Raw genomic sequence first — 19802 nt, forward strand, 5'->3', positions numbered from 1 at the left:
CGCCTGGATTGGCCGGCCCGACACGGCGCGTCTCTCCCGGACGCTCGCCGCGGCAGGGCGATGGGACCGTCGCGGAGACGTCCGTCATCGACCGGGAATCGGTGCCCGTCAGCCCTGCGACGAAAGTATGGACAGTGTTTTTCCCAAAGTCATCGTAGTCGAGACGAGTCTCTGTGACGATAATTCAGTGAAAAGCCAAGTTTATCGGCATCAATGTGCTTATTATTATTTTGGACCAGCGGCGAATATCTTATTATTAGAATCCCGCGCCCGATCGGCCGCGCAGGGGCAGCGCCCCGGCCAGCGAGCGGGCCGGTGGCCGATCGCGGCGACGTGTTCCGACGGGACGATTCCGCCCGCCGCCGTTCTGCGCTAGAAGGCGGCGGGGGACGGGGATCGGAGCCGGCGGAGCCGCGATGGGCGAGCTGTGGGTGTTCGGGTACGGCTCGCTGATCTGGCGGCCGGGGTTTCCGTTCCTGGAGGCGGTGCCGGCGCGTCTCGCCGGCTTCCATCGCTCGCTCTGCATCTACTCGCACGTCCACCGCGGCACGCCCGAACAGCCGGGCCTCGTGCTCGGCCTCGATCGCGGCGGCTCCTGCCTCGGGCGCGTCTTCCGGGTCGACGCCCAGCACCGCGATCCGACGATCGCCTATCTGCGCGAGCGCGAGCAGGCCACCGCCGTCTATCTCGAGCGCCATCTGCCGGTGACGCTGCTCGACGGCTCGGCGCGCCGCGTCGAGGCGGTCGCCTACGTCGCCGACCGCCGCCACCCGCAATATGCCGGCCGGCTCGATCCCGAGCGCCAGATCGCCCTCGTCTCCACCGGCATCGGCCAGTCCGGCATCAACCGCGACTACGTGCTCTCGACGGTGGCGGCGCTCACCGACCTCGGCATCCGCGACGCCGCGCTCGCTCGCATCGCCGCGGCACTCGCCGAGACCGCCACCGACCGTACCGCGGCGGAGTGATCGACGGCGGCCGCCCGGAAGGCGGCGGCCCGGCCGCAGATGCAGGGCGGACCCACGGCCTCGCGATCACTCGATCGTGCCGCTGAAGGTGCACTGCCCGCCTGCGGGAGTGTTGGTGGTGGTGACCAGGACCAGAAACCTGTCGCCGGGCGGCACCTGGAACGGTTTCGTGAAGGTGAAGGTCGCCGTCTCGTTGCCGAGGTCCGCCGACCGCGCCGTTACGTCCATGTAGCCGACCAGGCCGGACGTGTTGTTGAGCAGTGGCGCGCCGATGCGCATGATGCCGCCGATGGTCGAGACGGCGCAGGTGATCCAGGCGATGGTGCGCGTCTTGCCGTTCTTCCTGCCGAAGTCAGCGGTGCAGCTGGCTGCATCGCAGCTCATGGCGGCGCGGGCGAAGATCGGCTTCACCGGGCCCGCGGCCGGGCCGATCCTCTCGCCCTGCGCGCGCGCCGGCAGGTCGAGCAGGTTCTCGCGCGGGTTCTCGCTCGCAAGAGCCGGACCAGCGGCGAGCAAGGCGGCGATGGCGGCAGTCATCATCTTTCTCACGGGCGTCCTCCCTGGTGCGGCTTTGCGGACGGACGGGGCCGTGCGCGCCCCGAGGGTAGCCGAACCCGCGCCAGAGGCGGTGACGGGCGTCACGTTCGTGCCGGCGAGAGGGGAGATGGGCCACGTCCGGCTGGTCACCCCGCCAGCGGGTAGGCCTCCTCAACGACATAGGGGCCGCCGCCGACGTTGGAGCGGGCGGAGAACAGCACGAAGCGCGGGGCGACGAAGGCGGGGGCGGTGAAGCCGGCGCGCAGGTCGAGCCAGTGCGCCACCTCGCCGGCGCGGGCGCCGCGCAGGTAGGCGAGCGTCACATGCGGCGTGAATTTCCGCCCCTCGGAGGGGAGGCCGATGCGCTGCAGCAGGCGCTCGTGCTCGGCCTGCAGCTCGGCGAGCTCGGGCGCCGGCGCGATGCCCGCATAGAGCGCGTGCGGCCGGGTTCCGCCGAAGGCGCCGACGCCGGAGAAGCGCACCGGCACTGCCGGGCGGTGCACGCGTGAGAGCGCGTCGGCGATCTCGTCGGCGGTGCGCTCGTCGATGTCGCCGATGAAGCGCAGTGTCAGGTGGTAGTTCTCGGGGTCGACCCAGCGGGCGCCGGAGAGGCCGCCGCGCAGGATCGAGAGCATGAGGCCGGCGCTCGCGGGCACCTCGAGGCCGGTGAACAGTCGGAGCATCGCCGTGTCTCGCAGCGGATTCGAGCCGGGCAGAGAGTGCGGCGCGGCGGGGCGGCGAGGCAAGCCCGGCCTTCTGATGGACGCGGCGCCGCCCGATTGGCCAGGGGTCTCGGCGGCAGCGGCCCCAGCTCCGCGGTGCGGATCAGGAGCGGCGCATCGGCCCAACGAGAAAGGGCGCGGCCTCTGCGGCCGCGCCCCCTTGTCTCGTCAGCGATGATCGGCATCAGCTCAGTTGCGGTTGCCGAACAGCGACAGCAGCATCGTAAACAGGTTGATGAAGTCGAGGTACAGGCGCAGCGCGCCCATGATCGCCTTCTGGCCCATCACGGTGCTGTCGTCGCTCGCGAGATACATCTCCTTGATCTGCTGCGTGTCGTAGGCGGTCAGGCCGGCGAACACGAGCACGCCGATGACCGAGATGGCGAACTGCAGCGCGGTCGAGCCGATGAAGATGTTCACCAGCGAGGCGATGACGATGCCGATCAGGCCCATGAACAGGAAGGAGCCCCATCCCGACAGGCTCTTCGACGTCGTGTAGCCGTAGAGGCTGAGGGCGCCGAACGAGGCCGCGGTGATGAAGAACACCCGCGAGATGCTGGCCCCCGTGTAGACGAGGAAGATCGACGACAGTGACAGGCCCATCAGCGCGGCGAACAGCCAGAACACCGCCTGTGCCGTGCCGACGCTCATCGACTGCAGCTTGAACGAGAACAGGAACACCACCGCCAGCGGCGACAGCATGATCACCCACTTGAGCGGGCTGAGATAGATCGCCTCGCCGAAGGCGGTCAGGCCGCCACCCGGCGCGATCGCCATCGAGAACGCGCCGTAGGCGACCAGGCCGGTGATGGCCAGGCCCAGGGCCATGTAGTTGTAGACCTTGAGCATGTAGGACCGGAGGCCCTGGTCGATGGCGGCCCCGGCCCGCGCAGATGGGACCGTGCCCACGCCGTAGCGCGCGGAAGAATTGCGGTCGAAGGTCGACATCGAGAACTCCATCTCCTCTCGGATGCCCGCCGGGACGGCGGGCAGGCGTGAAGGCGGAAGCTCCGCCCATGTGTCCGAGGTCGAATATGGGCGCAAGCGCTGCGGCGGACAAGTCCGGCGGCATGAACACTTGGTCATGTGGTGCGGGCGCCCGGCCGCGGTCCCGCCCCAGGACGGGCCGGCGGCATCAGCCGAAGGCGGCGTCGAAGACCACCCGGTCGCGGCCACGGGATTTCGCTGCGTAGAGCGCCCGGTCGGCCCGCTCGAACAGCACGTCGATGCCGGTCTCGGCGGTGGCGTAGGCCCCGCCGACGCAGGCGCGCACCTCCAGCCGGTGCGGATCCAGCGCGTAAGGCGCCCTTCGGATGGCGTCGTGCAGGCGATCGGCGACCATGCGGGCGCCGTCCAGGCTGGTGGAGGGCAGGAGGACCGCGAACTCCTCGCCGCCGATGCGGGCGATCTGGTCGTCGTCGCGCAGCACCCGACGGCAGCGCCCCGCCGTCTCCTGCAGGGCGCGGTCGCCGACGGCGTGGCCGAAGCGGTCGTTGATCGACTTGAAGTGGTCGAGGTCGAGCAGCAGCAGCGCCCGCGGGTCGCCGGGGGCCGCGCCGACGCGGGTCGCCGCCTGCATGAAGGCGCGGCGGTTCGGCAGCCCGGTCAGCGCGTCGGTGGCGGCGCTGCGCCTCAGCTCCGCCTCGAGCTGGCGCTGCTCCGTCACGTCCCAGAACACGACGATGTAGTAGTCGCCGAGGAAGCGGTAGCGGAACTGCATCGTCCGGTCGCTGCCGTCGCTGCAGCGCACCGTCCATTCCGACACCTGCACCGCGCCCTCCTGCCGGCGGGCCACCTCCACCTTCGCCTGCCATTCGGCCATTGCGGCGGCGCGCGCCGCCGGGTCGGGAAAGCCGAGCGCCCACCAGTCGGAATGGTGGCCGAAATAGGTGCCGGCATAGTCGAACACCCGGTAGGAGTGGGTGTTGGAGAACAGTTCCCGCAAATCGCGGTCGTAGATCTCGACGCCGACCGGCAGCCAGTTGGCGAGCGCCTCGATGTTCTCCCCCCAGGTGATGCGTGAGCCTTCGTGCAGGCCGGCGGGCGTGCGGTCCTTCAGCGTCGCGAGCCAGCCGCCTTCCGGCAACCGCCGGAGGCTGAAGGCGATCAGCCGCGGACCCGCGGTCGTCCGGAAGCGCAGCGCCAGCCAGTCGTCAGGCCCGCCGACCGGATCGGCGCGCAGATGCTGCCGGACCGCGACGGTCGCGTCCCGGCCGATGACGCTGAAGAGCCACCAGGGCGCGCCGGTGTCCGACCGGACTCCCGCAGGCAGGGCGAGGAGCCGGCGGGCTGCCGCGTTGGCGGCGAGGATCTGGCGTCCGTCCTGCGACAGCACTGCGAGCGGTACGGAAAGGCCGCCGAGCCAGGCAGTGAGCCAAGGGGGGAGCGTCTGCTCCCCGTACGCCCGCGGCGCCCGGCTCATGACGGATCGCCGAAGAAGACGACGCGGTTGCGGCCGGTGCGCTTGGCGGCGTAGAGCGCCTGATCGGCACGCTCGAGCAGGGTGTCGACGCTGTCGGTCTCGCCCGGCGACTGCGTGCCGCCGATGCTGGCGTGCACCGGCAGGCGTTCGCCGGCCACCTCGAACGGCGCACCGGACAAGGCGGTGCGCAGCCGCTCCGCCACCTCCCGCGCCGGGACACCGTGCAGCCGGGGCAGGAGCACCGCGAACTCCTCGCCGCCGAGCCGGCCGACGATGTCGTCGATGCGGACCCCCTCGGCGAGGCGCCGGCCGACGGTCCGCAGCACCTCGTCGCCGCCGGAATGGCCGAGGGTGTCGTTGATCACCTTGAAGTGGTCGATGTCGATCATCAGCAGCGTCAGCGGCTCGCCGCCCGCCGCCGCCTCGCCGAGCGCCGCCGCGACGGCGGCGAGGAAGCGCCGCCGCTCGTACACGCCGGTCAGGACGTCGGTTTCGGCGACCCGCCGCAGCTCCGTTTCCAGGCTGCGGCGCTCGGTCATGTCCCAGAACAGCAGGGCGTGCTGCTCGCCGATCGCGCGATAGCGGAACGCGACGAGCTTGCGGCTCCCGTCCTTGCAGGTGACTTCCCAGTCCTGCATGCGCACGTCGGCGCGCGTCGTGCGCGACAGCGCCACCGCGTCGTACCAGGCCTGGCGGGCCTTGCGGCGGTATTCGGGGTCTGGGTAGCCCACCACCCACCAGTCGTCGAGACGGCCGACGTCCTCGGTGCTGTAGCCGAACATCGCCGACGATTCGGTGTTGGCGAACACTTCCGACATGTCCTGGTCGTAGAGTTCGAGGCCGACCGGCAGGGATTGCAGCACGTCGGCGAGCGTCGCCCGCCAGGCGTTCTCGGCACTTCCGTCGAGCACGTCGTCGCTGTGGTCCTCGACCGAGACGAGAACTCCCTCGGCGCCGGCCGGAAGATCGCCGACCGTCAGTTCCAGCCGGCGCGGACCGGCCGGCGTGGTGCAGTCGATCGTCAGGCGGCAGAACGGCTCCGGTGCGCCGGGGCCGGCGAGCCATGCGCCGACAGCGGGCGCGGCAGCGCCGAACACGGCCGCGGCCGGCACGGGCGGATGCACCGTCGCGAAGACGCGCCGGGCAGCCGTGTTCAGGGCCAGAACGGTGTCCCGCGACCCCGACAGCCAGACCAGCGGTTTGGCGACGAGATCGAGAATCGCTGTGTTGAAAGTCGTCATTTCCGCCAAGCGGCCCGGCCGCCGCCGACCGGTCGGTTCAGGTCACTCCCCCCGAACCAGCTTTGCTCGAATCTCCGAGACCTGCAACCGCGGTGGGGCGGCCGCTCTCAGAGGTCGCGGAGCGCCGGGGCGAGCTTGTGGCCGAGAACGCGCCAGGTGCCGACGAGGCCGAGACCGACGGTGACCACCAGCGCCGCCACCGCCGCCGCCACCGCCGTCAGCGGGTCGAAGGCAAACGGGATGTCCATGACGAGGGTGAGCACGGCCCAGGCGGCCGCACTGCCGGCGGCAATGGCGAAGACCGCCGTCGACAGGCCGAGCAGCAGGTATTCGAGCGCAAAGGCCGTCACCAGCCGGCCGCGCGTCGCCCCGAGCGTCTGCAGGATCGCCGCCTCGCGGATACGGGCGGCGTGGCTCGCCGCGAGCGCGCCGGCGAGCACCAGAACGCTGGACGCCAGCGCCACGCCGGCGGCCGCCCTGACCGCCAGCGCGAGATCCTCGACGAGGCCGCTGACGGCGTCCAGCGCATCCTTGACGCGGATCGCCGTGACGGTCGGGAATGCCTGGGTGATGGTCGCGAGGATCTCCTGCTCGCGCGCGCCGGTCGCCTCGTCCGGCAGCGTCAACGTCGCGAGATGGGTGTGGGGCGCACCGGCGAAGGTGTTCGGCGAGAACACCAGCACGAAGTTGATGCCGAGGCTCTGCCAGTCCACCGTCCTGAGGTTGGCGATCTTCGCGTCGATCTCGCGGCCGAGGACATTGACGCGGATGTCGTCGCCGATCTTCAGGCCGAGCTCGCGTGCCGGTTCCTCGGCGAAGGAGACGAGCGGCGGCCCGTCATAATCGGCTGGCCACCAGTCCCCCGCCACCAGCGTCGAGCCACCCGGCAGTGTCGGCGAGTAGGTGATGCCGCGGTCGCCGCGCAGCACCCACTCGGCTTCCGGCGGTGCCGGATAGTCGGTGGCGGCGATGCCCTTCAGCGCCACGAAACGGCCGCGCAGCATCGCCTCTCGCCGCGTCGTCGCCTCCGGCGCGGCCTGTGCCAGCAGAGTGTCGAAGGCCGGCGCCTCCGCGTCCTGGATGTCGAGGAAGAAGAAGCTTGGCGCCCGGTCCGGCAGGCGGCCGGTGAGTTCGTTGCGCAGCGAGCCGTCGATCAGGGCGAGCGTCACCAGCAGCGTCAGCCCGAGGCCGAGCGACAGCACCACCGTCGGCGTCAGCGCGCCCGGACGGTGGATGGCGGCGACGGCGAGGCGCAGCTCCGGCGCGCCCTTGCGCGGCACCCGGCGCGCCAGGGCCATCACGCCGGCGGCAACGCCGCGCAGGAGCGCGAAGGCGGCGGCGGCACCGCCGACGAAGGCCAGCGCGACGATGCGGTCGCCGGCGAGGAGAACCGCGATGCCGGCGAGCGCCAGCGCGGCGGCGGCCGTGGCGATCATGTAGCGCCGGCGGGGCCGCGTCGCAGCAGTGCCGGAGCGGTCGCGATAGAGGGTCGTCGGCGGCACGTCGTGGGCGCGACCGAGTGGCCACAGCGAGAAGGCGAGCGCCGTCAGCAGACCGTAGACGACGGCCAGCGACAGTTGCTGCGGGAACACGCCGTTCAGCGCCGGGATCGGCAGGATGCCGGCGAGCAGCGTGCCGGCGATCGGCGGGATCACCGCGCCGACGACGACGCCGATGGCGATGCCGATGCCGGCGATCGCCATCACCTCGATGAGGTGGATCATCACGACGAGGTCGCCGGAGGCGCCCAGCGTCCTCAGCGTCGCGATCACCGGCCGCTTGCGGTCGACGAAGGAGGCGACCGCGTTCGCCACGCCGACGCCGCCGACGACGAGCGCGGTGAGGCCCACCAGCGTCAGGAATTGCGCGAAGCGCTCGATGTTGCGCGTCAGGCCCGGGGCGGCCTCGGTGCGCGCCTGCACGCGCCAGCCGGCCTTCGGGAAGGTCGTCTCGATCTCCTTGACGACCGCCGCGACGCGCTCGTCAGAGGCTTCGCCGGCGAAGGCAATTCGGGTGTGCCAGCGCACCAGGCTGCCCGGCTGGACGAGGCCCGAGGCGGCAAGCGCTTCGCGGGAGGCGAGCAGGCGCGGGCCGAAGTCGATGCCGCCGGAGAGGCGGTCGGGCTCGGTCTCAAGCGTATCGGTGATGGTGAGGCGGGCGCGGCCGAGCTCGACGACATCGCCGACCGCGATGCCGAGGCGCGACAACAGCTCCGGGTCGGCGACTGCGCCGAAGCCGTCGCCCTCAGGGACGATCGCATCGGCGAGCGACCCGCCGCCAGTGAGCGTTACCGCGCCGACCAGCGGATAGGCGGCGTCGACCGCCTTCGCCTCGACCAGCGCCTGACCGGCGCCGTCCGGCAGCCGCGCCATCGCCCGCAGCGTCGCGATCGTCGAGTGGGTGCCGAGGCCCTGCAGGAAGGCGGCCTCCTCCGGGCTCGCCTCGCGGTGGATCAGCGACACGTCGATGTCGCCGCCCAGAATGGTTCGGCCCTCTGCGGCGATGCCGTCGGTCAGCGCCCGGGCGAGCGAGCCGACGCCGCCGATGGTGGCGACGCCGAGCGCGATGCAGGCGATGAAGATGCGGAAGCCGGCAAGCCCGCCGCGCAGTTCGCGGAGCGCCAGCCGCGTCGCAAGGCCGAGGCGCGCGAACGCGCCTTCGCCGGTGGCGAGCCCGCCGGCCGGGGCCGCCTCGCTGGGTGCGACGGTCATCGCCGATCCCCCGCCGTCGTCACGCGGGCACCGCGAGGCCGGCGTCGGCGATGACGCCCGAATTGACGCGCACCGTGCGCCCGCAGCGGGCCGCCAATGCGCCGTCATGCGTCACCAGCACCAGCGTCGTGCCGCGCGCCGCCTGCATGCGGAAGAGGAGGTCGACGATGGCGCCGCCGGTGGCGGCGTCGAGGTTGCCGGTCGGCTCGTCGGCGAGCAGCAGCGCCGGGGCGGGCGCGAGCGCGCGGGCGATGGCGACGCGCTGCTGCTCGCCGCCGGACATCTCGCTCGGCAGATGGTCGAGGCGGTGCGACAGCCCGACGGCCGAGAGCTCTGCGGTGGCGACCTGGAAGGCATCGGCGCGGCCGGCGAGCTCCAGCGGCACAGCGACGTTTTCCAGCGCCGTCATCGTCGGGATGAGGTGGAAGGACTGGAAGACGATGCCGATCGAGCGGCCGCGGACGCGGGCGAGGCCATCCTCCGACAGCGTGCCGAAGTCCTCGCCGGCGACGACGACGTGGCCGCGGTCGGGGCGCTCGAGGCCCGCCATCACCATCAGGAGCGTCGACTTGCCGGAGCCCGATGGCCCGACGATGCCGACGGAGGAGCCGCGCTCGATCGTCAGGTCGACGCCCTTCAGGACGTCGACGCGGGCGGCGCCGTTGCCGAGGGACAGGTGCAGGCCCTCGAGTTCGACCGCCGGGCGGTGAGCGTCGCGCGTCATCGTCGGGATCGTCTCCAGAGGCGGGAAAATCGGGGCGACGGCGGCGGGGAGGTCGCCGGCGGCGCTGCGGTGGCCTACATACCGCCCCGGTGATATGGGCTCTAGCGTGGCGGCTTCCAGACCGTCGGGCTTCGCCTTTGGTCGCGGGGAAGAGTTGGAGAGACCATGAGACGCCTTGCCGCCCTCTTCGCGGTGCTCTTTGCCCTTGCCGCCGCTCCCGTCGTCACACCCGCCGCCGCGGAGCCGATCCGGCTGGTCGTGCTGGGCGACAGCCTCACGGCGGGTTACGGCCTGCCGCCGGGCGCAGGCTTCCCGGCGCGGCTCGAGGCGGCGCTGAAGAAGCGCGGCCGCGACGTCACGGTCATCGACGCCGGCGTGTCGGGCGACACCACCGCCGGCGGACTGTCGCGGCTCGACTGGTCGGTCGGCACCGACGCGCAGGCGGTGATCGTCGAGCTCGGCGGCAACGACATGCTGCGTGGCACCGATCCGGCGCGGACGGCGGAAAACCTGAACCAGATCGTCGCGCGACTGACGGACCGCGGCCTGCCGGTGCTGGTCGCCGGCATGCGCGCCCCGCGCAATCTCGGCGAAGCCTACGGCGAAGCGTTCGACGCGGTGTTTGCCACCGTCGCCGAGCGCCATGGCGCGCTGTTCTATCCGTTCTTCCTCGACGGCGTCGCCGCCGACCCGGCGCTCAACCTGCCGGACGGCATCCACCCGAACGAAGCCGGCGTCGCCATCATCGTCGAGCGCATCCTGCCGGCGGTCGAACAGCTCCTCGACCGCGTCGGCGCCTCCTGACGCCGCTCGCCCGACCTCCCTCCTGAAACGGAATTTCCATGCAATACCGCCCTCTCGGTGGCACCGACGTGCGTGTCAGCGCACTCTCGCTCGGCACCATGACCTTCGGCGAGCAGAACACCGAGGCCGAGGGCCACGCCCAGATGGACCGGGCGGTGGCGGCGGGCGTCAACCTGTTCGACGCCGCCGAGCTCTACCCGATCCCGCCGAAGCCGGAAACGCAGGGGCGGACGGAGGAGATCATCGGCTCGTGGCTGAAGAGCCGCGGCGGCCGCGACCGCGTGCTCGTCGCCACCAAAGCGGTCGGCCGCACCGGCATGGGCTGGTTCCGCGGCGGTCCCGCGAAACTCGATCGGGCGAACCTGACGGCGGCGCTGGAGCGCTCCCTCCGCCTGCTCGGCACCGACTATGTCGATCTCTACCAGATGCACTGGCCGGACCGGAACGTCAGCGGCTTCGGCTCCAACCCGACGGTCTGGCGCAGCTCCGACCGCGCCGCCGACGAGGTGCCGATCGAAGAGACGCTCCAGGTGCTGGCCGACTTCGTGACGGCCGGCAAGGTGCGCCACATCGGCGTCTCCAACGAGAGCGCCTGGGGCGTGATGACGTGGCTCGCTGCGGCAGAACGAGCGGGCCTGCCGCGCATCGTCTCGGTGCAGAACGCCTATTCGCTGGTGAACCGCACCTTCGAGGGCTCGCTCGCCGAGGTGGCGGAGCGGGAGAAGGTCGGCCTCGTCGTCTATTCGGCGCTGGCCCAGGGCTTCCTCACCGGCAAGTATCGAAACGGCGCCCGGCCGGTGGGCTCGCGTGTCGCCCTGTTCGACCGCCAGCAGCGCTACCAGGGCCCGCACGCCGACGAGGCCTATGACGCTTACTGCGACCTCGCCGCCGAGGCCGGCCTCGACCCGTCGCAGATGGCGCTGGCGTTCGCGATGTCGCGCCCGTTCACGACGACGGTGCTGGTCGGTGCAACGACGCCGGCGCAGCTCGAGGCCGCCCTTGGCGCCGCCGACGTGACGATCACGCCCGAGCTCGAGGCGAAGATCGACGCGATCCACCGGCGGCACATGAACCCGTGCCCGTGAGGAGCGCTCAGCGACCCCGGTTCGAAGTCGTCGTCCAAATCGCACCCCGCTCTCATTGGAGCGATCGAAGCGTGGCGGGGAGATCACGTGCCGCATGCATGACGCGGATGATGACCGGCGGCGTCAATCCGGCGTCGTACAGCAGTAGATAGGGATACCGGGTCAGCGTCAGAAAACGAAAGCGATCCGGCAAGAGTTCTGGCCGCGGCCTCCCTGCCCGCGGGAACTCGCTGATCTGTAGCGTTGCCTGGCGAACGGCCGCCATGAAGCCTCTCGCAGCGGACGGGTTGTCGCGCATGATCCATTGGGCAGCCGCGACGGCCTCCCGGCGCGCACGGGGTGAGAGGCGGGCCCTCAAGCGGCGCGCTCGCGCTCAGCCTCCGCGATGATCGCCTCGACCTCCTCCATCACCTCGTCGATGGTGAAGGTCCCATCCCGCTCTGCCTCCTCCGAGGCTTCGATGATCGAGCGCTCGAACCCTGCTCGTTCCACCTCGACAGCGGCGAACACCCGAAGCGCCGTCGCGACGACGGCCTCGGCGTTCTCGTATCGCCCGCTTTCGACACACACGCGGACGAGTTCGTCCTGCTCTGGCGTCAATTCGATCGCGACCTTCATGGGGCGGTCCTCTCTGCGACACGAACAAATGTAGTCCACCCGCCCACCCTCGGCAAACGAGGCTCCCCTTCCGCTTGCGTCCCGGCCGCGCGCGACTAGAGTGCGGCCGCCCGCGGGGTGGCCCCGCGACCGACACGGAGAGCCGCGCGTGAGCCGCGACGTCAAGAAGGTCGTCCTCGCCTATTCCGGCGGGCTCGACACCTCGATCATCCTGAAATGGCTGCAGACGACCTACGGCTGCGAGGTCGTCACCTTCACGGCCGACCTCGGCCAGGGCGAGGAGCTCGAGCCGGCCCGCCGCAAGGCGGAGCTTCTCGGCGTGAAGCCTGAGAACATCCACGTCGAGGACCTGCGCGAGGAGTTCGTCCGCGACTTCGTCTTCCCGATGATGCGGGCGAACGCGCTCTACGAGGGCGTCTACCTGCTCGGCACCTCGATCGCCCGGCCGCTGATCGCCCAGCGCCAGATCGAGATCGCCCGAAAGGTCGGCGCCGACGCCGTCTGCCACGGCGCCACCGGCAAGGGCAACGACCAGGTCCGCTTCGAGCTCAGCTACTATGCGCTCGAGCCGGAGATCCGGGTGATCGCGCCGTGGCGCGACTGGGAGTTCAAGTCGCGCACCGACCTGCTAGACTTCGCCGAGAAGCACCAGATCCCGATCGCCAAGGACAAGCGCGGCGAGGCGCCGTTCTCCGTCGACGCCAACCTCCTGCACTCGTCCTCCGAGGGCAAGGTGCTCGAGGACCCGGCGGAGGAGCCGCCGCACTACGTCTTCCAGCGGACGCTGTCGCCCGAGGACGCGCCGGACAAGGCGACGATCGTCGAGATCGGCTTCGAGAAGGGCGACGCCGTGTCGATCGACGGCAAGGCGCTGTCGCCGGCGACACTGCTGACGCAGCTGAACGAGCTCGGCCGGGCGAACGGCATCGGCCGCCTCGACCTCGTCGAGAACCGCTTCGTCGGCATGAAGTCGCGCGGCGTCTACGAGACCCCCGGCGGCACCATCCTGCACGTCGCCCACCGGGCGATGGAGAGCCTGACGCTCGACCGCGGCGCCGCCCACCTGAAGGACGAGATGATGCCCCGCTATGCGGAGCTCATCTACTACGGCTTCTGGTTCTCGCCGGAGCGCGAGATGCTGCAGGCGGCGATCGACAAGAGCCAGGAGATGGTCACCGGCACGGTGCGGCTGAAGCTCTACAAGGGCAACGTCATCGTCATCGGCCGCGACAGCCCCTACTCGCTCTATTCCTCGAAGATCGTCACCTTCGAGGACGATGCGGGCGCCTACGACCAGAAGGACGCCGCGGGCTTCATCAAGCTGAACGCGCTCCGCCTGCGCCTGCTCGGCGCCCGCCGCAAGGCGCACGGCGGCTGAGCCGGGTGCTGCGAACCGCGACGGCGGCCCTCGCCGTCGCACTCGCCGCGGCGTCGGCGGTCGCGGCCGCCGACGAGCCGATCGTCCTGCGCGCCGCGCCGATCGCCGCCTTCGACCCGTCGCGCCCGGAGGTGACCCGCTTCGGCGCGCTGGAGTGGCTCGGCGGCGTCTCGCTGACCTCGGCGGACGCCCGCCTCGGCGGATTGTCCGGCGTCGTCACCGAGGACGGCGGCCGGCGGCTCCTGGCCGTCACCGACTATGGCGACTGGATCACGGCGACAGTCGCCCTCGACGACGGCGGAGCGCCGGTGGCGCTCGCCGACGCCCGCGTCGGCCGTCTCGCCGGACCGGACGGACAGCCGATCCGCGGCAAGCGGCCGGGTGATGCCGAGGCGGTGGCCGTGCGGATGCGGGCCGACGGCGGCCGCGAGGTGCTCGTCTCCTTCGAGACACCCGGCCACATCGCCGTCTATCGCGACGCGCCACCTTTCGACACCACCCCGCGCATCACCGCCTATCCGCCGGCGCTGGCGAAGGCGCCGCGCAACAGCCGCGGCGAGGCGCTCGCCGTCGTGCCGGCCGGGCGGCCGCTCGCCGGCGCGGTGCTGGTGTTCGCCGAGGGGCCGTCAGCGGACGGGGAGACCATCCCCGGCGGCCTCATCCACGGCGGCCGGTGGCAGTCGATCGCGCTTGCCGGCGCCGGCAACTACGCGCTGACGGATGCCGCCTTCCTGCCGGACGGCGACCTTCTCGTGCTGGAGCGGCGATTCGGCTTCGGCGACGGTATCGGCATGCGCATCCGCCGCATCGCCGCCGACACCATAGCGGCCGGCGCGGTGCTGGACGGGGAGGTGCTGATCGAGGCCGGGTTCTCCCAGCAGATCGACAATATGGAGGGGATGGCGGTCGACACCGACGCCGGCGGCACGGTGTTCACCCTCGTCTCCGACGACAACCGCTCGTTCCTGCAGCGGACGCTGCTCCTGCGCTTCCGGCTGGTGGACTAGCCGGAGCGGCAGGCCGCGTCAGGCGCGTGTCGGCTCGTAGGGGGCGGCGAACACCAGTGCCATCGCGGCCCGGTAGGGCGCCAGCAGCAGGAGCGCGGCGGCGAGCTTCACCGCGAGATCACCGAGCGCCCAGGAAACCCAGCGCGGCAACTCGGTGGCGAAGATCCCGAACAGCGGCGCGAACTCCACCGCGAACGGATCGTCCGGTCCGATGATGATGCCGAAGGGGCCGAAGGCGGTGCCGAAGAAGATCGCCGTGTCGACGATCGAGCCGAGCACGGATGCGATCAGCGGCGCCTGCCACCAGGCGGCGCGGCGCAGCGTGTTGAAGACGGAGATGTCGAGGAGTTGCGCCACCAGGAAGGCGGTGCCGGAGGCGACCGCGATGCGCGGCGTCGCCAGATAGATCGACAGCGCCACCGCCACCGCGAAGCCGACATAGACGACGCGGCGGGCGACGGTCGGCCCGAGCCAGCGGTTCGTCAGGTCGGTGACCAGGAAAGCGACCGGGTAGGTGAAGGCGCCCCAGGTGAGGAGGTCGGCCAGCACAAGCGGGCCGAGGGTGCCGTCGACCGGGTACTGCACGAGCACGTTCGAGGCCACCACCACCGCCACCATGGCGGCGACGGCGGCGATCGCCGCACCGGACCGGGAGACGGGCGTGGCGGGTCGCGAGGACACCGTCCGCACCCGCGTCTGCCTCAGGCCGCCAGCGCCTTGCGGGCAATCTGCTTCTTGACGAGCAGCGCGCGCGGGCCGAGCTCGCTGTCCTTCGCCTTGGCGAGGAAAGCGTCGAGGCCGCCACGGTGCTCGACCGAGCGCAGCGCGTAGGCGCTGATGCGCAGCCGCACCTTCTCGCCGAGCGCGTCGGAGATCAGCGTCACGTTGACGAGATTCGGCAGATAGCGCCGACGCGTCTTGTTGTTCGCGTGGCTGACATTGTTGCCGGTCATCACGGCCTTGCCGGTCAGTTCGCAGCGCCGGGCCATCGGTCTTAACCTTCTTGTCTCTTCGGTCGACGGTCAGTTCGGGATATCGTGCCGTCCGCAGCGAGCGGCCGGCGCCCTGACGTCGCCAGATCCTGGTCGGAAGTCGCGCTTCTATAGGCACCGCGCCCGGAGGCGTCAAGAACCAAGGCCGTTGCGGCCCGGACGGTCCTCAGCCATACGCTCCTCGCTTCGTTCCGCGTCCCGCGCCTTGAGGAACTCTCCTCTGCGGCACGTCTGGCTTAAGCGTGGGCTTCGGGTTCGAGGGAGGTGCAAGTGATCGTTCGGCGAGGCGTTTTCAGAAGCGGGGAGTACGCGGGCTGGCGCGCTGAGATCGACGACGACCGGGCGGACACCGGAGGCTTCTATCTCTACCTCATCGGACCGGAGAGGCAGGGATTCAACACTTGGTGCGAAACCGAAGCTGACCTTCGAGCCAATCTAGCGCCCTACGACATCGACTGGACGGAAGGCGCTTGGGAGCCGGCTAGCGGTCCGTATGGATTGACGTGATGACCCGCACCCTCACCACCATCGGCTTCGATGCCGACGACACGCTCTGGCAGAACGAGCAGTTCTTCCGCCTGACGGAGGATCGCTTCGCCGCCCTTCTGGCCGAGCACGCCGAGCGCGACCACCTGACGGAGCGCCTGATCGCCGCCGAGCGCCGCAACGTCGGCCACTACGGCTTCGGCATCAAGGGCTTCACGCTGTCGATGATCGAAACCGCGATCGAGGTGACGGAGGGCCGCGTGCCGGCGGCCGTCATCGGCGAGATCCTCGCCGCCGGCCGCGAGATGCTGCGCCACCCGATCGAGACGCTGCCGCACGTCACCGAGACGCTTCAGGCGCTTTCCGGCGACTACCGGCTGGTGCTCGTTACCAAGGGCGACCTGTTCGACCAGGAGCGCAAGCTCGCCCAGTCGGGCCTCGGCGAGCTGTTCGACGCGGTGGAGATCGTCAGCGACAAGACGGCCGCGACCTATGCCCGCGTCTTCTCCCGCCACGGTGACGGGGCGGAGCGGGCGATGATGGTGGGCAACTCGCTGAAATCCGACGTCGTGCCGGCAATCGAGGCGGGTGGGTGGGGCGTCTTCGTCCCGCACGCCTTGACGTGGGTGCTGGAGCACGCCGAGGTGCCGGTTGAGTCGCCGCGCTTCCGCGAGGTCGAGCACCTCGGCCAGGTGCTGCCGCTGGTGCGCGAGATCGGCTGAGCCTCAGCTCTCCGGGTCGATCGCCGCCCACGCCTCGGCCTCGAGACCGACGGCGGCGGCGATCGACGGCAGCCGCCGGCGGTCGAGCTCGCGGCCGAGATGGCGCAGGATGTCGCCGACGAGCGCCGGCCCCTCGTAGACGAGGCCGGTATAGAGCTGCACGAGGCTCGCTCCGGCGAGGATCTTGGCGAACGCGGCCGGTCCCGAATCGACCCCGCCGACGCCGACGAGCGGCATCCGGTCGCCGAACTTCAGCCGGAAGCGGGCGAGCATGACGGTCGAGCGCCGGAACAGCGGCCGCCCCGATAGCCCGCCCGCCTCGCCGGCCGCCGCGGAGGCGAGCTTCGGCGGCCGCGCCAGCGTGGTGTTGGAGACGATCAGCCCGTCGAGGGCGCTCGCCTCCACCACGGCCACGATGTCGTCGACGGCGGCCTCGTCGAGATCCGGCGCCACCTTGAGGAGCAGCGGCACGCGCCGGCCGTGGCGCGCGGCCGCGGCGTCGCGGGCGGTGGCGACGCGGGCGAGGAGTTCCTCCAGCGCACCGCGCTCCTGCAGGCCGCGCAGGCCCGGCGTGTTCGGCGACGAGACGTTGATGGTGAAGTAGGAGGCGAGGTCGGCGAAGCGCTCGATGCCGGCCACGTAGTCCGCGACGCGGTCGGCGCTGTCCTTGTTGGCCCCGACGTTGACGCCGACGATGCCGCCGCGTCCCTGCCGGGCGACCAGGCGGGCGCGGCCGGCGTGGCCGCCATTGTTGAAGCCGAGGCGGTTGATCAGGGCGTGGTCGTCGGCGAGGCGAAACACCCGCGGCTTCGGGTTGCCCTCCTGCGCCTTCGGCGTCAGCGTGCCGACCTCGGTGAAGCCGAAGCCGAGGCGCAGCAGCGCGTCCGGCACCTCGGCGTCCTTGTCGAAGCCGGCGGCCATGCCGAGCGGGTTGGGGAAGCGCAGCCCGAAGGCGTCCACCGTGAGCCGCGGGTCGGCCGGCACGCCGCAGGGTGGCACGAGGCCACCGGCGAGCGCGCGGATCGTCATCCGGTGGGCGGCCTCCGGCTCGGTGAGCGAGAACAACGCCGGCCGCGCCAGCTTGTAGCCGAGGCCGATCATGCGGCGCCTCCAGCTGCCGCAATCACGTCCGCCGGGAAGATATGCCGCCCGTCGGAGCCGAGCGGCAGCGGCCGCACGGCGGTGACGGCGGTGAGCCCCAGCGGTGCGTAGAGGTGCGGGAACAGAGCGCCGCCGCGCGACGGCTCGTAGATCAGCGCTGCGCCCAGGGCGGCCGCATCGACGGAGACGAGGAGCAGGTCGGCCTGGCCGGCGAAGTGGCGGGCGGCGGTCTCAGCGACCTGGGCGGCGGTGGAGAAATGGATGAAGCCGTCGGCGGTATCCACTGGCGCGCCGTCGAGGCGGCCGGCCGCCTCGGCCTCTGCCCAAAGGCCCGCCGGCACGATCTTGTAGACGGTGGGCGGCGGCGTGTCGGTCATCGGTCGGGTCCTGCTTTCGTGCGCCCGTCCTATCGGCGGCGGCGGCCGGCGACAAGCGATCCGCCGGCGGATCGACGCCGGATTGCTGGACAAGTGGCGCCGGGGGCATTAACTGAAAGGGCGTGAGGCATAAATTCCTCGCATTGTGAGGCTCGAGCCGTCGCCACGCGCCAAGGCGCCCGCCCGCGACGGCCGGAGACACGCCGATGCTCGGCCAGCCGATGCTCACCCACGACCGTGTCTGGTCGGCGATCGACGCTCTCGCCGTCCGCCACGGCATGTCGCCCTCCGGGCTCGCCAAGCGCGCCGGGCTGGACCCGACCACCTTCAACCGCTCGAAGCGTGTCGGCGGCGACGGGCGCCCCCGCTGGCCCTCGACCGAATCGATCGCCAAGGTGCTCGACGCCACCGGCGAGGACCTCGGCGGGTTCTTCTCCCTCGGCCGACCCGCCCAGGATGCCCTGCCGGTGCAGCGGCCGGCGGTGCCGCTGCTCGGCCTCGCCCAGGCTGGCGCCGGCGGCTTCTTCGACGAGGGCGGCTTTCCCGTCGGCACCGGCTGGGACGCCATCGCGTTTCCGAGCGGCGAGGGCGAGATGATCTTCGCCCTCGAGGTCAGTGGTGAATCGATGCTGCCGGCCTATCGCGACGGCGACGTGCTGATCGTCTCGCGCTCCGCCGCCGTACGCCGGGACGACCGTGTCGTCGTGCGCACCACCGACGGCGAGGTGATGGTGAAGATCCTGCACCGCCAGACGCTGAAAGCGGTCGAGCTGCACTCCTTCAACCCCGACCACCCGCCGCGCTCCGTACCGATGCGCCAGGTCGACTGGATGGCCCGCATCCTCTGGGCGAGCCAGTGACGGTGCCCGGGCCGGGGCCGGTGTGATGCGGGGGCTGATCGAGATCCTCGCGACGATCCTCGCGGGCGTCGCCATCCTCGCCGTCGCCGGCTACTTCTTCCTCGGCGACGCTCCGCCGCCAGGTGGCGAGACCATCGTGCCACTCGGTCCCGGCGCGCCGGAGGCCGGCCGGGCGCCGCCGTCTGCCACCTCGCCTTCGACCGGCGCGCCCGCAACAGTGCCGTCGTCGCCGAGCCCTTCACGCGTTCTGGTGCCCGCCGATCCCGCCGCTGCGCCGGCCGGATCGGCGACGCCCCCGGCGAACGCCCCCTCGCGGACCCTCGCCGCACCAGGCGCGGCCCCGCCGCTCGAGGCGCCCGAGGGCTACATCGCCGTCGAGGATCAGCTGGCGCCGGCGCGTGACGTCGGCGGTGGCGTCGTCAGCGGCGCTGCGCCCGTGCGCGTCGGCCCGATCGTGCGGCTGCAGAAGGCGCCGGAAGTGGTGCCGGTGATCCCCGAGCCGGCACCGGTCGAGCCGCGCCGCTTCTTCCGCGTCGTCGTCACCGATGCGGGCACCCTCATTGCCGGTGATCGCACGCTGCGCCTCGCCGACGTCGACGTGCCCGCCGCGGATGCCGAGTGCGGCGACGCGGCCGGCAATCGCTGGTCCTGCGGCACGCGGGCGCGCACGGCGCTGCGCCGCTTCGTCCGCCACCGCGCGGTGGAATGCCTGCCGCTCGGCGAGGTGGGGTTCGGCAGCGCCGAAGCGGAGGTCAGCGTGGTGCGCTGCCGGGTCGGCCGCACCGACATCGCCACCTGGCTCGTGGAGAACGGCTGGGCAGCGCCGGCGGATGCCGCCGCCCCGACGCTCGCCGCCCTCGGCGAGACGGCGCGCGACGAGAACCGCGGCCTCTGGCAGACCGAACCGAAGGGCCTCGACGAGCCGGACGATGACGGGGCGATCGATGGCGCGGCGACGGACGCCGCCCCGACCGAGGGCACCCTCCCCGCCGACGATCCCGCCGAGGCGACGCCCGGCCAGTAGGCCGGACGCCGTCGCCCGCTCGC

Annotated in this window: 21 protein-coding genes; 8 read left to right on the top strand and 13 right to left on the bottom strand. The window is 71.5% G+C overall.

Features of this window, described 5'->3' with window-relative positions; all coding sequences use genetic code 11:
- Positions 1 to 416: 416 nt before the first annotated feature.
- Positions 417 to 968: a gamma-glutamylcyclotransferase gene (locus RUR49_RS13695; RefSeq protein WP_409146934.1), complete on the top strand. Its 552-nt coding sequence runs from the start codon at positions 417 to 419 to the stop codon at positions 966 to 968.
- 66 nt (positions 969 to 1034) lie between these two features.
- Here RUR49_RS13695 and RUR49_RS13700 read toward each other — a convergent pair whose 3' ends face one another.
- From RUR49_RS13700 to RUR49_RS13730, 7 genes are all read right to left on the bottom strand, one after another.
- Positions 1035 to 1517 carry a hypothetical protein gene (locus RUR49_RS13700; protein ID WP_409146935.1) on the bottom strand — a complete coding sequence of 161 codons (483 nt, stop codon included), beginning with the start codon at positions 1515 to 1517 and terminating at the stop codon, positions 1035 to 1037.
- 134 nt (positions 1518 to 1651) lie between these two features.
- Positions 1652 to 2188: an RNA 2',3'-cyclic phosphodiesterase gene (gene thpR, locus RUR49_RS13705; protein WP_409146936.1), complete on the bottom strand. Its 537-nt coding sequence runs from the start codon at positions 2186 to 2188 to the stop codon at positions 1652 to 1654.
- 228 nt (positions 2189 to 2416) lie between these two features.
- A complete protein-coding gene (locus RUR49_RS13710) occupies positions 2417 to 3175 on the bottom strand; it encodes a Bax inhibitor-1/YccA family protein (RefSeq protein ID WP_409146937.1) in 759 nt (252 codons plus the stop codon).
- Between the two features lie 187 nt (positions 3176 to 3362).
- Positions 3363 to 4649: a GGDEF domain-containing protein gene (locus tag RUR49_RS13715; RefSeq protein WP_409146938.1), complete on the bottom strand. Its 1287-nt coding sequence runs from the start codon at positions 4647 to 4649 to the stop codon at positions 3363 to 3365.
- Positions 4646 to 5890: a diguanylate cyclase gene (locus RUR49_RS13720; protein WP_409146939.1), complete on the bottom strand. Its 1245-nt coding sequence runs from the start codon at positions 5888 to 5890 to the stop codon at positions 4646 to 4648. Before RUR49_RS13720 ends, RUR49_RS13715 begins: the two co-directional genes overlap by 4 nt.
- A 107-nt stretch (positions 5891 to 5997) precedes the next feature.
- On the bottom strand, positions 5998 to 8601 hold the full coding sequence (locus tag RUR49_RS13725) for an ABC transporter permease (protein WP_409146940.1): 2604 nt from the start codon (positions 8599 to 8601) through the stop codon (positions 5998 to 6000).
- A gap of 19 nt (positions 8602 to 8620) precedes the next feature.
- A complete protein-coding gene (locus tag RUR49_RS13730; RefSeq protein ID WP_409146941.1) occupies positions 8621 to 9325 on the bottom strand; it encodes an ABC transporter ATP-binding protein in 705 nt (234 codons plus the stop codon).
- Positions 9326 to 9490: 165 nt separating this feature from the next.
- On the opposite strand from RUR49_RS13730, the gene RUR49_RS13735 reads away from it, so the two are divergent.
- Positions 9491 to 10129, top strand: coding sequence for an arylesterase (locus RUR49_RS13735; protein WP_409146942.1), 639 nt, complete (start codon positions 9491 to 9493; stop codon positions 10127 to 10129).
- A gap of 38 nt (positions 10130 to 10167) precedes the next feature.
- Positions 10168 to 11214 (top strand): aldo/keto reductase, encoded by a 1047-nt coding sequence (locus RUR49_RS13740; protein ID WP_409146943.1) that lies wholly within the window; start codon positions 10168 to 10170, stop codon positions 11212 to 11214.
- Between the two features lie 52 nt (positions 11215 to 11266).
- On the opposite strand, the gene RUR49_RS13745 is transcribed toward RUR49_RS13740, so the two are convergent.
- Both RUR49_RS13745 and RUR49_RS13750 read right to left on the bottom strand, forming a co-directional pair.
- Positions 11267 to 11572 carry a type II toxin-antitoxin system RelE/ParE family toxin gene (locus RUR49_RS13745; protein WP_409146944.1) on the bottom strand — a complete coding sequence of 102 codons (306 nt, stop codon included), beginning with the start codon at positions 11570 to 11572 and terminating at the stop codon, positions 11267 to 11269.
- Positions 11569 to 11832: a hypothetical protein gene (locus tag RUR49_RS13750; protein WP_409146945.1), complete on the bottom strand. Its 264-nt coding sequence runs from the start codon at positions 11830 to 11832 to the stop codon at positions 11569 to 11571. The genes RUR49_RS13745 and RUR49_RS13750 overlap by 4 nt, the downstream gene beginning before the upstream one ends.
- A gap of 148 nt (positions 11833 to 11980) precedes the next feature.
- Between RUR49_RS13750 and RUR49_RS13755 the strand changes: the two genes are divergently transcribed.
- Positions 11981 to 13210, top strand: coding sequence for an argininosuccinate synthase (locus tag RUR49_RS13755; RefSeq protein WP_409146946.1), 1230 nt, complete (start codon positions 11981 to 11983; stop codon positions 13208 to 13210).
- Between the two features lie 5 nt (positions 13211 to 13215).
- Positions 13216 to 14217, top strand: a complete 1002-nt coding sequence (locus RUR49_RS13760) for an esterase-like activity of phytase family protein (RefSeq protein ID WP_409146947.1) — start codon at positions 13216 to 13218, stop codon at positions 14215 to 14217.
- A gap of 18 nt (positions 14218 to 14235) precedes the next feature.
- Here RUR49_RS13760 and RUR49_RS13765 read toward each other — a convergent pair whose 3' ends face one another.
- Both RUR49_RS13765 and rpmB read right to left on the bottom strand, forming a co-directional pair.
- On the bottom strand, positions 14236 to 14835 hold the full coding sequence (locus RUR49_RS13765; protein WP_409147147.1) for a VUT family protein: 600 nt from the start codon (positions 14833 to 14835) through the stop codon (positions 14236 to 14238).
- Between the two features lie 83 nt (positions 14836 to 14918).
- Positions 14919 to 15206, bottom strand: coding sequence for a 50S ribosomal protein L28 (gene rpmB, locus RUR49_RS13770; RefSeq protein WP_409146948.1), 288 nt, complete (start codon positions 15204 to 15206; stop codon positions 14919 to 14921).
- Between the two features lie 509 nt (positions 15207 to 15715).
- Between rpmB and RUR49_RS13775 the strand changes: the two genes are divergently transcribed.
- Positions 15716 to 16417 carry an HAD family hydrolase gene (locus RUR49_RS13775; RefSeq protein ID WP_409146949.1) on the top strand — a complete coding sequence of 234 codons (702 nt, stop codon included), beginning with the start codon at positions 15716 to 15718 and terminating at the stop codon, positions 16415 to 16417.
- A 3-nt stretch (positions 16418 to 16420) separates the two neighbouring features.
- Here RUR49_RS13775 and RUR49_RS13780 read toward each other — a convergent pair whose 3' ends face one another.
- Together RUR49_RS13780 and RUR49_RS13785 are read right to left on the bottom strand one after the other, a co-directional pair.
- A complete protein-coding gene (locus RUR49_RS13780) occupies positions 16421 to 17518 on the bottom strand; it encodes a quinone-dependent dihydroorotate dehydrogenase (protein ID WP_409146950.1) in 1098 nt (365 codons plus the stop codon).
- Entirely contained in the window at positions 17515 to 17895 is a 381-nt protein-coding gene (locus RUR49_RS13785; RefSeq protein ID WP_409146951.1) for a DUF952 domain-containing protein, read from the bottom strand. The genes RUR49_RS13780 and RUR49_RS13785 overlap by 4 nt, the downstream gene beginning before the upstream one ends.
- A gap of 221 nt (positions 17896 to 18116) precedes the next feature.
- Between RUR49_RS13785 and RUR49_RS13790 the strand changes: the two genes are divergently transcribed.
- Both RUR49_RS13790 and RUR49_RS13795 read left to right on the top strand, forming a co-directional pair.
- A complete protein-coding gene (locus RUR49_RS13790) occupies positions 18117 to 18755 on the top strand; it encodes a S24 family peptidase (RefSeq protein WP_409147148.1) in 639 nt (212 codons plus the stop codon).
- Between the two features lie 25 nt (positions 18756 to 18780).
- Positions 18781 to 19779, top strand: coding sequence for a hypothetical protein (locus tag RUR49_RS13795; protein ID WP_409146952.1), 999 nt, complete (start codon positions 18781 to 18783; stop codon positions 19777 to 19779).
- Positions 19780 to 19802 lie beyond the last annotated feature (23 nt).

The sequence above is a fragment of the Pseudoxanthobacter sp. M-2 genome (assembly GCF_046156265.1).
Lineage (GTDB): Bacteria > Pseudomonadota > Alphaproteobacteria > Rhizobiales > Segnochrobactraceae > CAMDHY01.

Bases quoted from the DNA above. Each gene is read 5' to 3' on its own strand.
- RUR49_RS13695 (WP_409146934.1), top strand. From the start codon at position 417: ATGGGCGAGCTGTGGGTGTTCGGGTACGGCTCGCTGATCTGGCGGCCG.
- thpR (WP_409146936.1), bottom strand. From the start codon at position 2,188: ATGCTCCGACTGTTCACCGGCCTCGAGGTGCCCGCGAGCGCCGGCCTC.
- RUR49_RS13710 (WP_409146937.1), bottom strand. From the start codon at position 3,175: ATGTCGACCTTCGACCGCAATTCTTCCGCGCGCTACGGCGTGGGCACG.
- RUR49_RS13715 (WP_409146938.1), bottom strand. From the start codon at position 4,649: ATGAGCCGGGCGCCGCGGGCGTACGGGGAGCAGACGCTCCCCCCTTGG.
- RUR49_RS13720 (WP_409146939.1), bottom strand. From the start codon at position 5,890: ATGACGACTTTCAACACAGCGATTCTCGATCTCGTCGCCAAACCGCTG.
- RUR49_RS13725 (WP_409146940.1), bottom strand. From the start codon at position 8,601: ATGACCGTCGCACCCAGCGAGGCGGCCCCGGCCGGCGGGCTCGCCACC.
- RUR49_RS13730 (WP_409146941.1), bottom strand. From the start codon at position 9,325: ATGACGCGCGACGCTCACCGCCCGGCGGTCGAACTCGAGGGCCTGCAC.
- RUR49_RS13735 (WP_409146942.1), top strand. From the start codon at position 9,491: ATGAGACGCCTTGCCGCCCTCTTCGCGGTGCTCTTTGCCCTTGCCGCC.
- RUR49_RS13740 (WP_409146943.1), top strand. From the start codon at position 10,168: ATGCAATACCGCCCTCTCGGTGGCACCGACGTGCGTGTCAGCGCACTC.
- RUR49_RS13750 (WP_409146945.1), bottom strand. From the start codon at position 11,832: ATGAAGGTCGCGATCGAATTGACGCCAGAGCAGGACGAACTCGTCCGC.
- RUR49_RS13765 (WP_409147147.1), bottom strand. From the start codon at position 14,835: ATGGTGGCGGTGGTGGTGGCCTCGAACGTGCTCGTGCAGTACCCGGTC.
- rpmB (WP_409146948.1), bottom strand. From the start codon at position 15,206: ATGGCCCGGCGCTGCGAACTGACCGGCAAGGCCGTGATGACCGGCAAC.
- RUR49_RS13775 (WP_409146949.1), top strand. From the start codon at position 15,716: ATGACCCGCACCCTCACCACCATCGGCTTCGATGCCGACGACACGCTC.
- RUR49_RS13780 (WP_409146950.1), bottom strand. From the start codon at position 17,518: ATGATCGGCCTCGGCTACAAGCTGGCGCGGCCGGCGTTGTTCTCGCTC.
- RUR49_RS13785 (WP_409146951.1), bottom strand. From the start codon at position 17,895: ATGACCGACACGCCGCCGCCCACCGTCTACAAGATCGTGCCGGCGGGC.
- RUR49_RS13790 (WP_409147148.1), top strand. From the start codon at position 18,117: ATGCTCACCCACGACCGTGTCTGGTCGGCGATCGACGCTCTCGCCGTC.
- RUR49_RS13795 (WP_409146952.1), top strand. From the start codon at position 18,781: ATGCGGGGGCTGATCGAGATCCTCGCGACGATCCTCGCGGGCGTCGCC.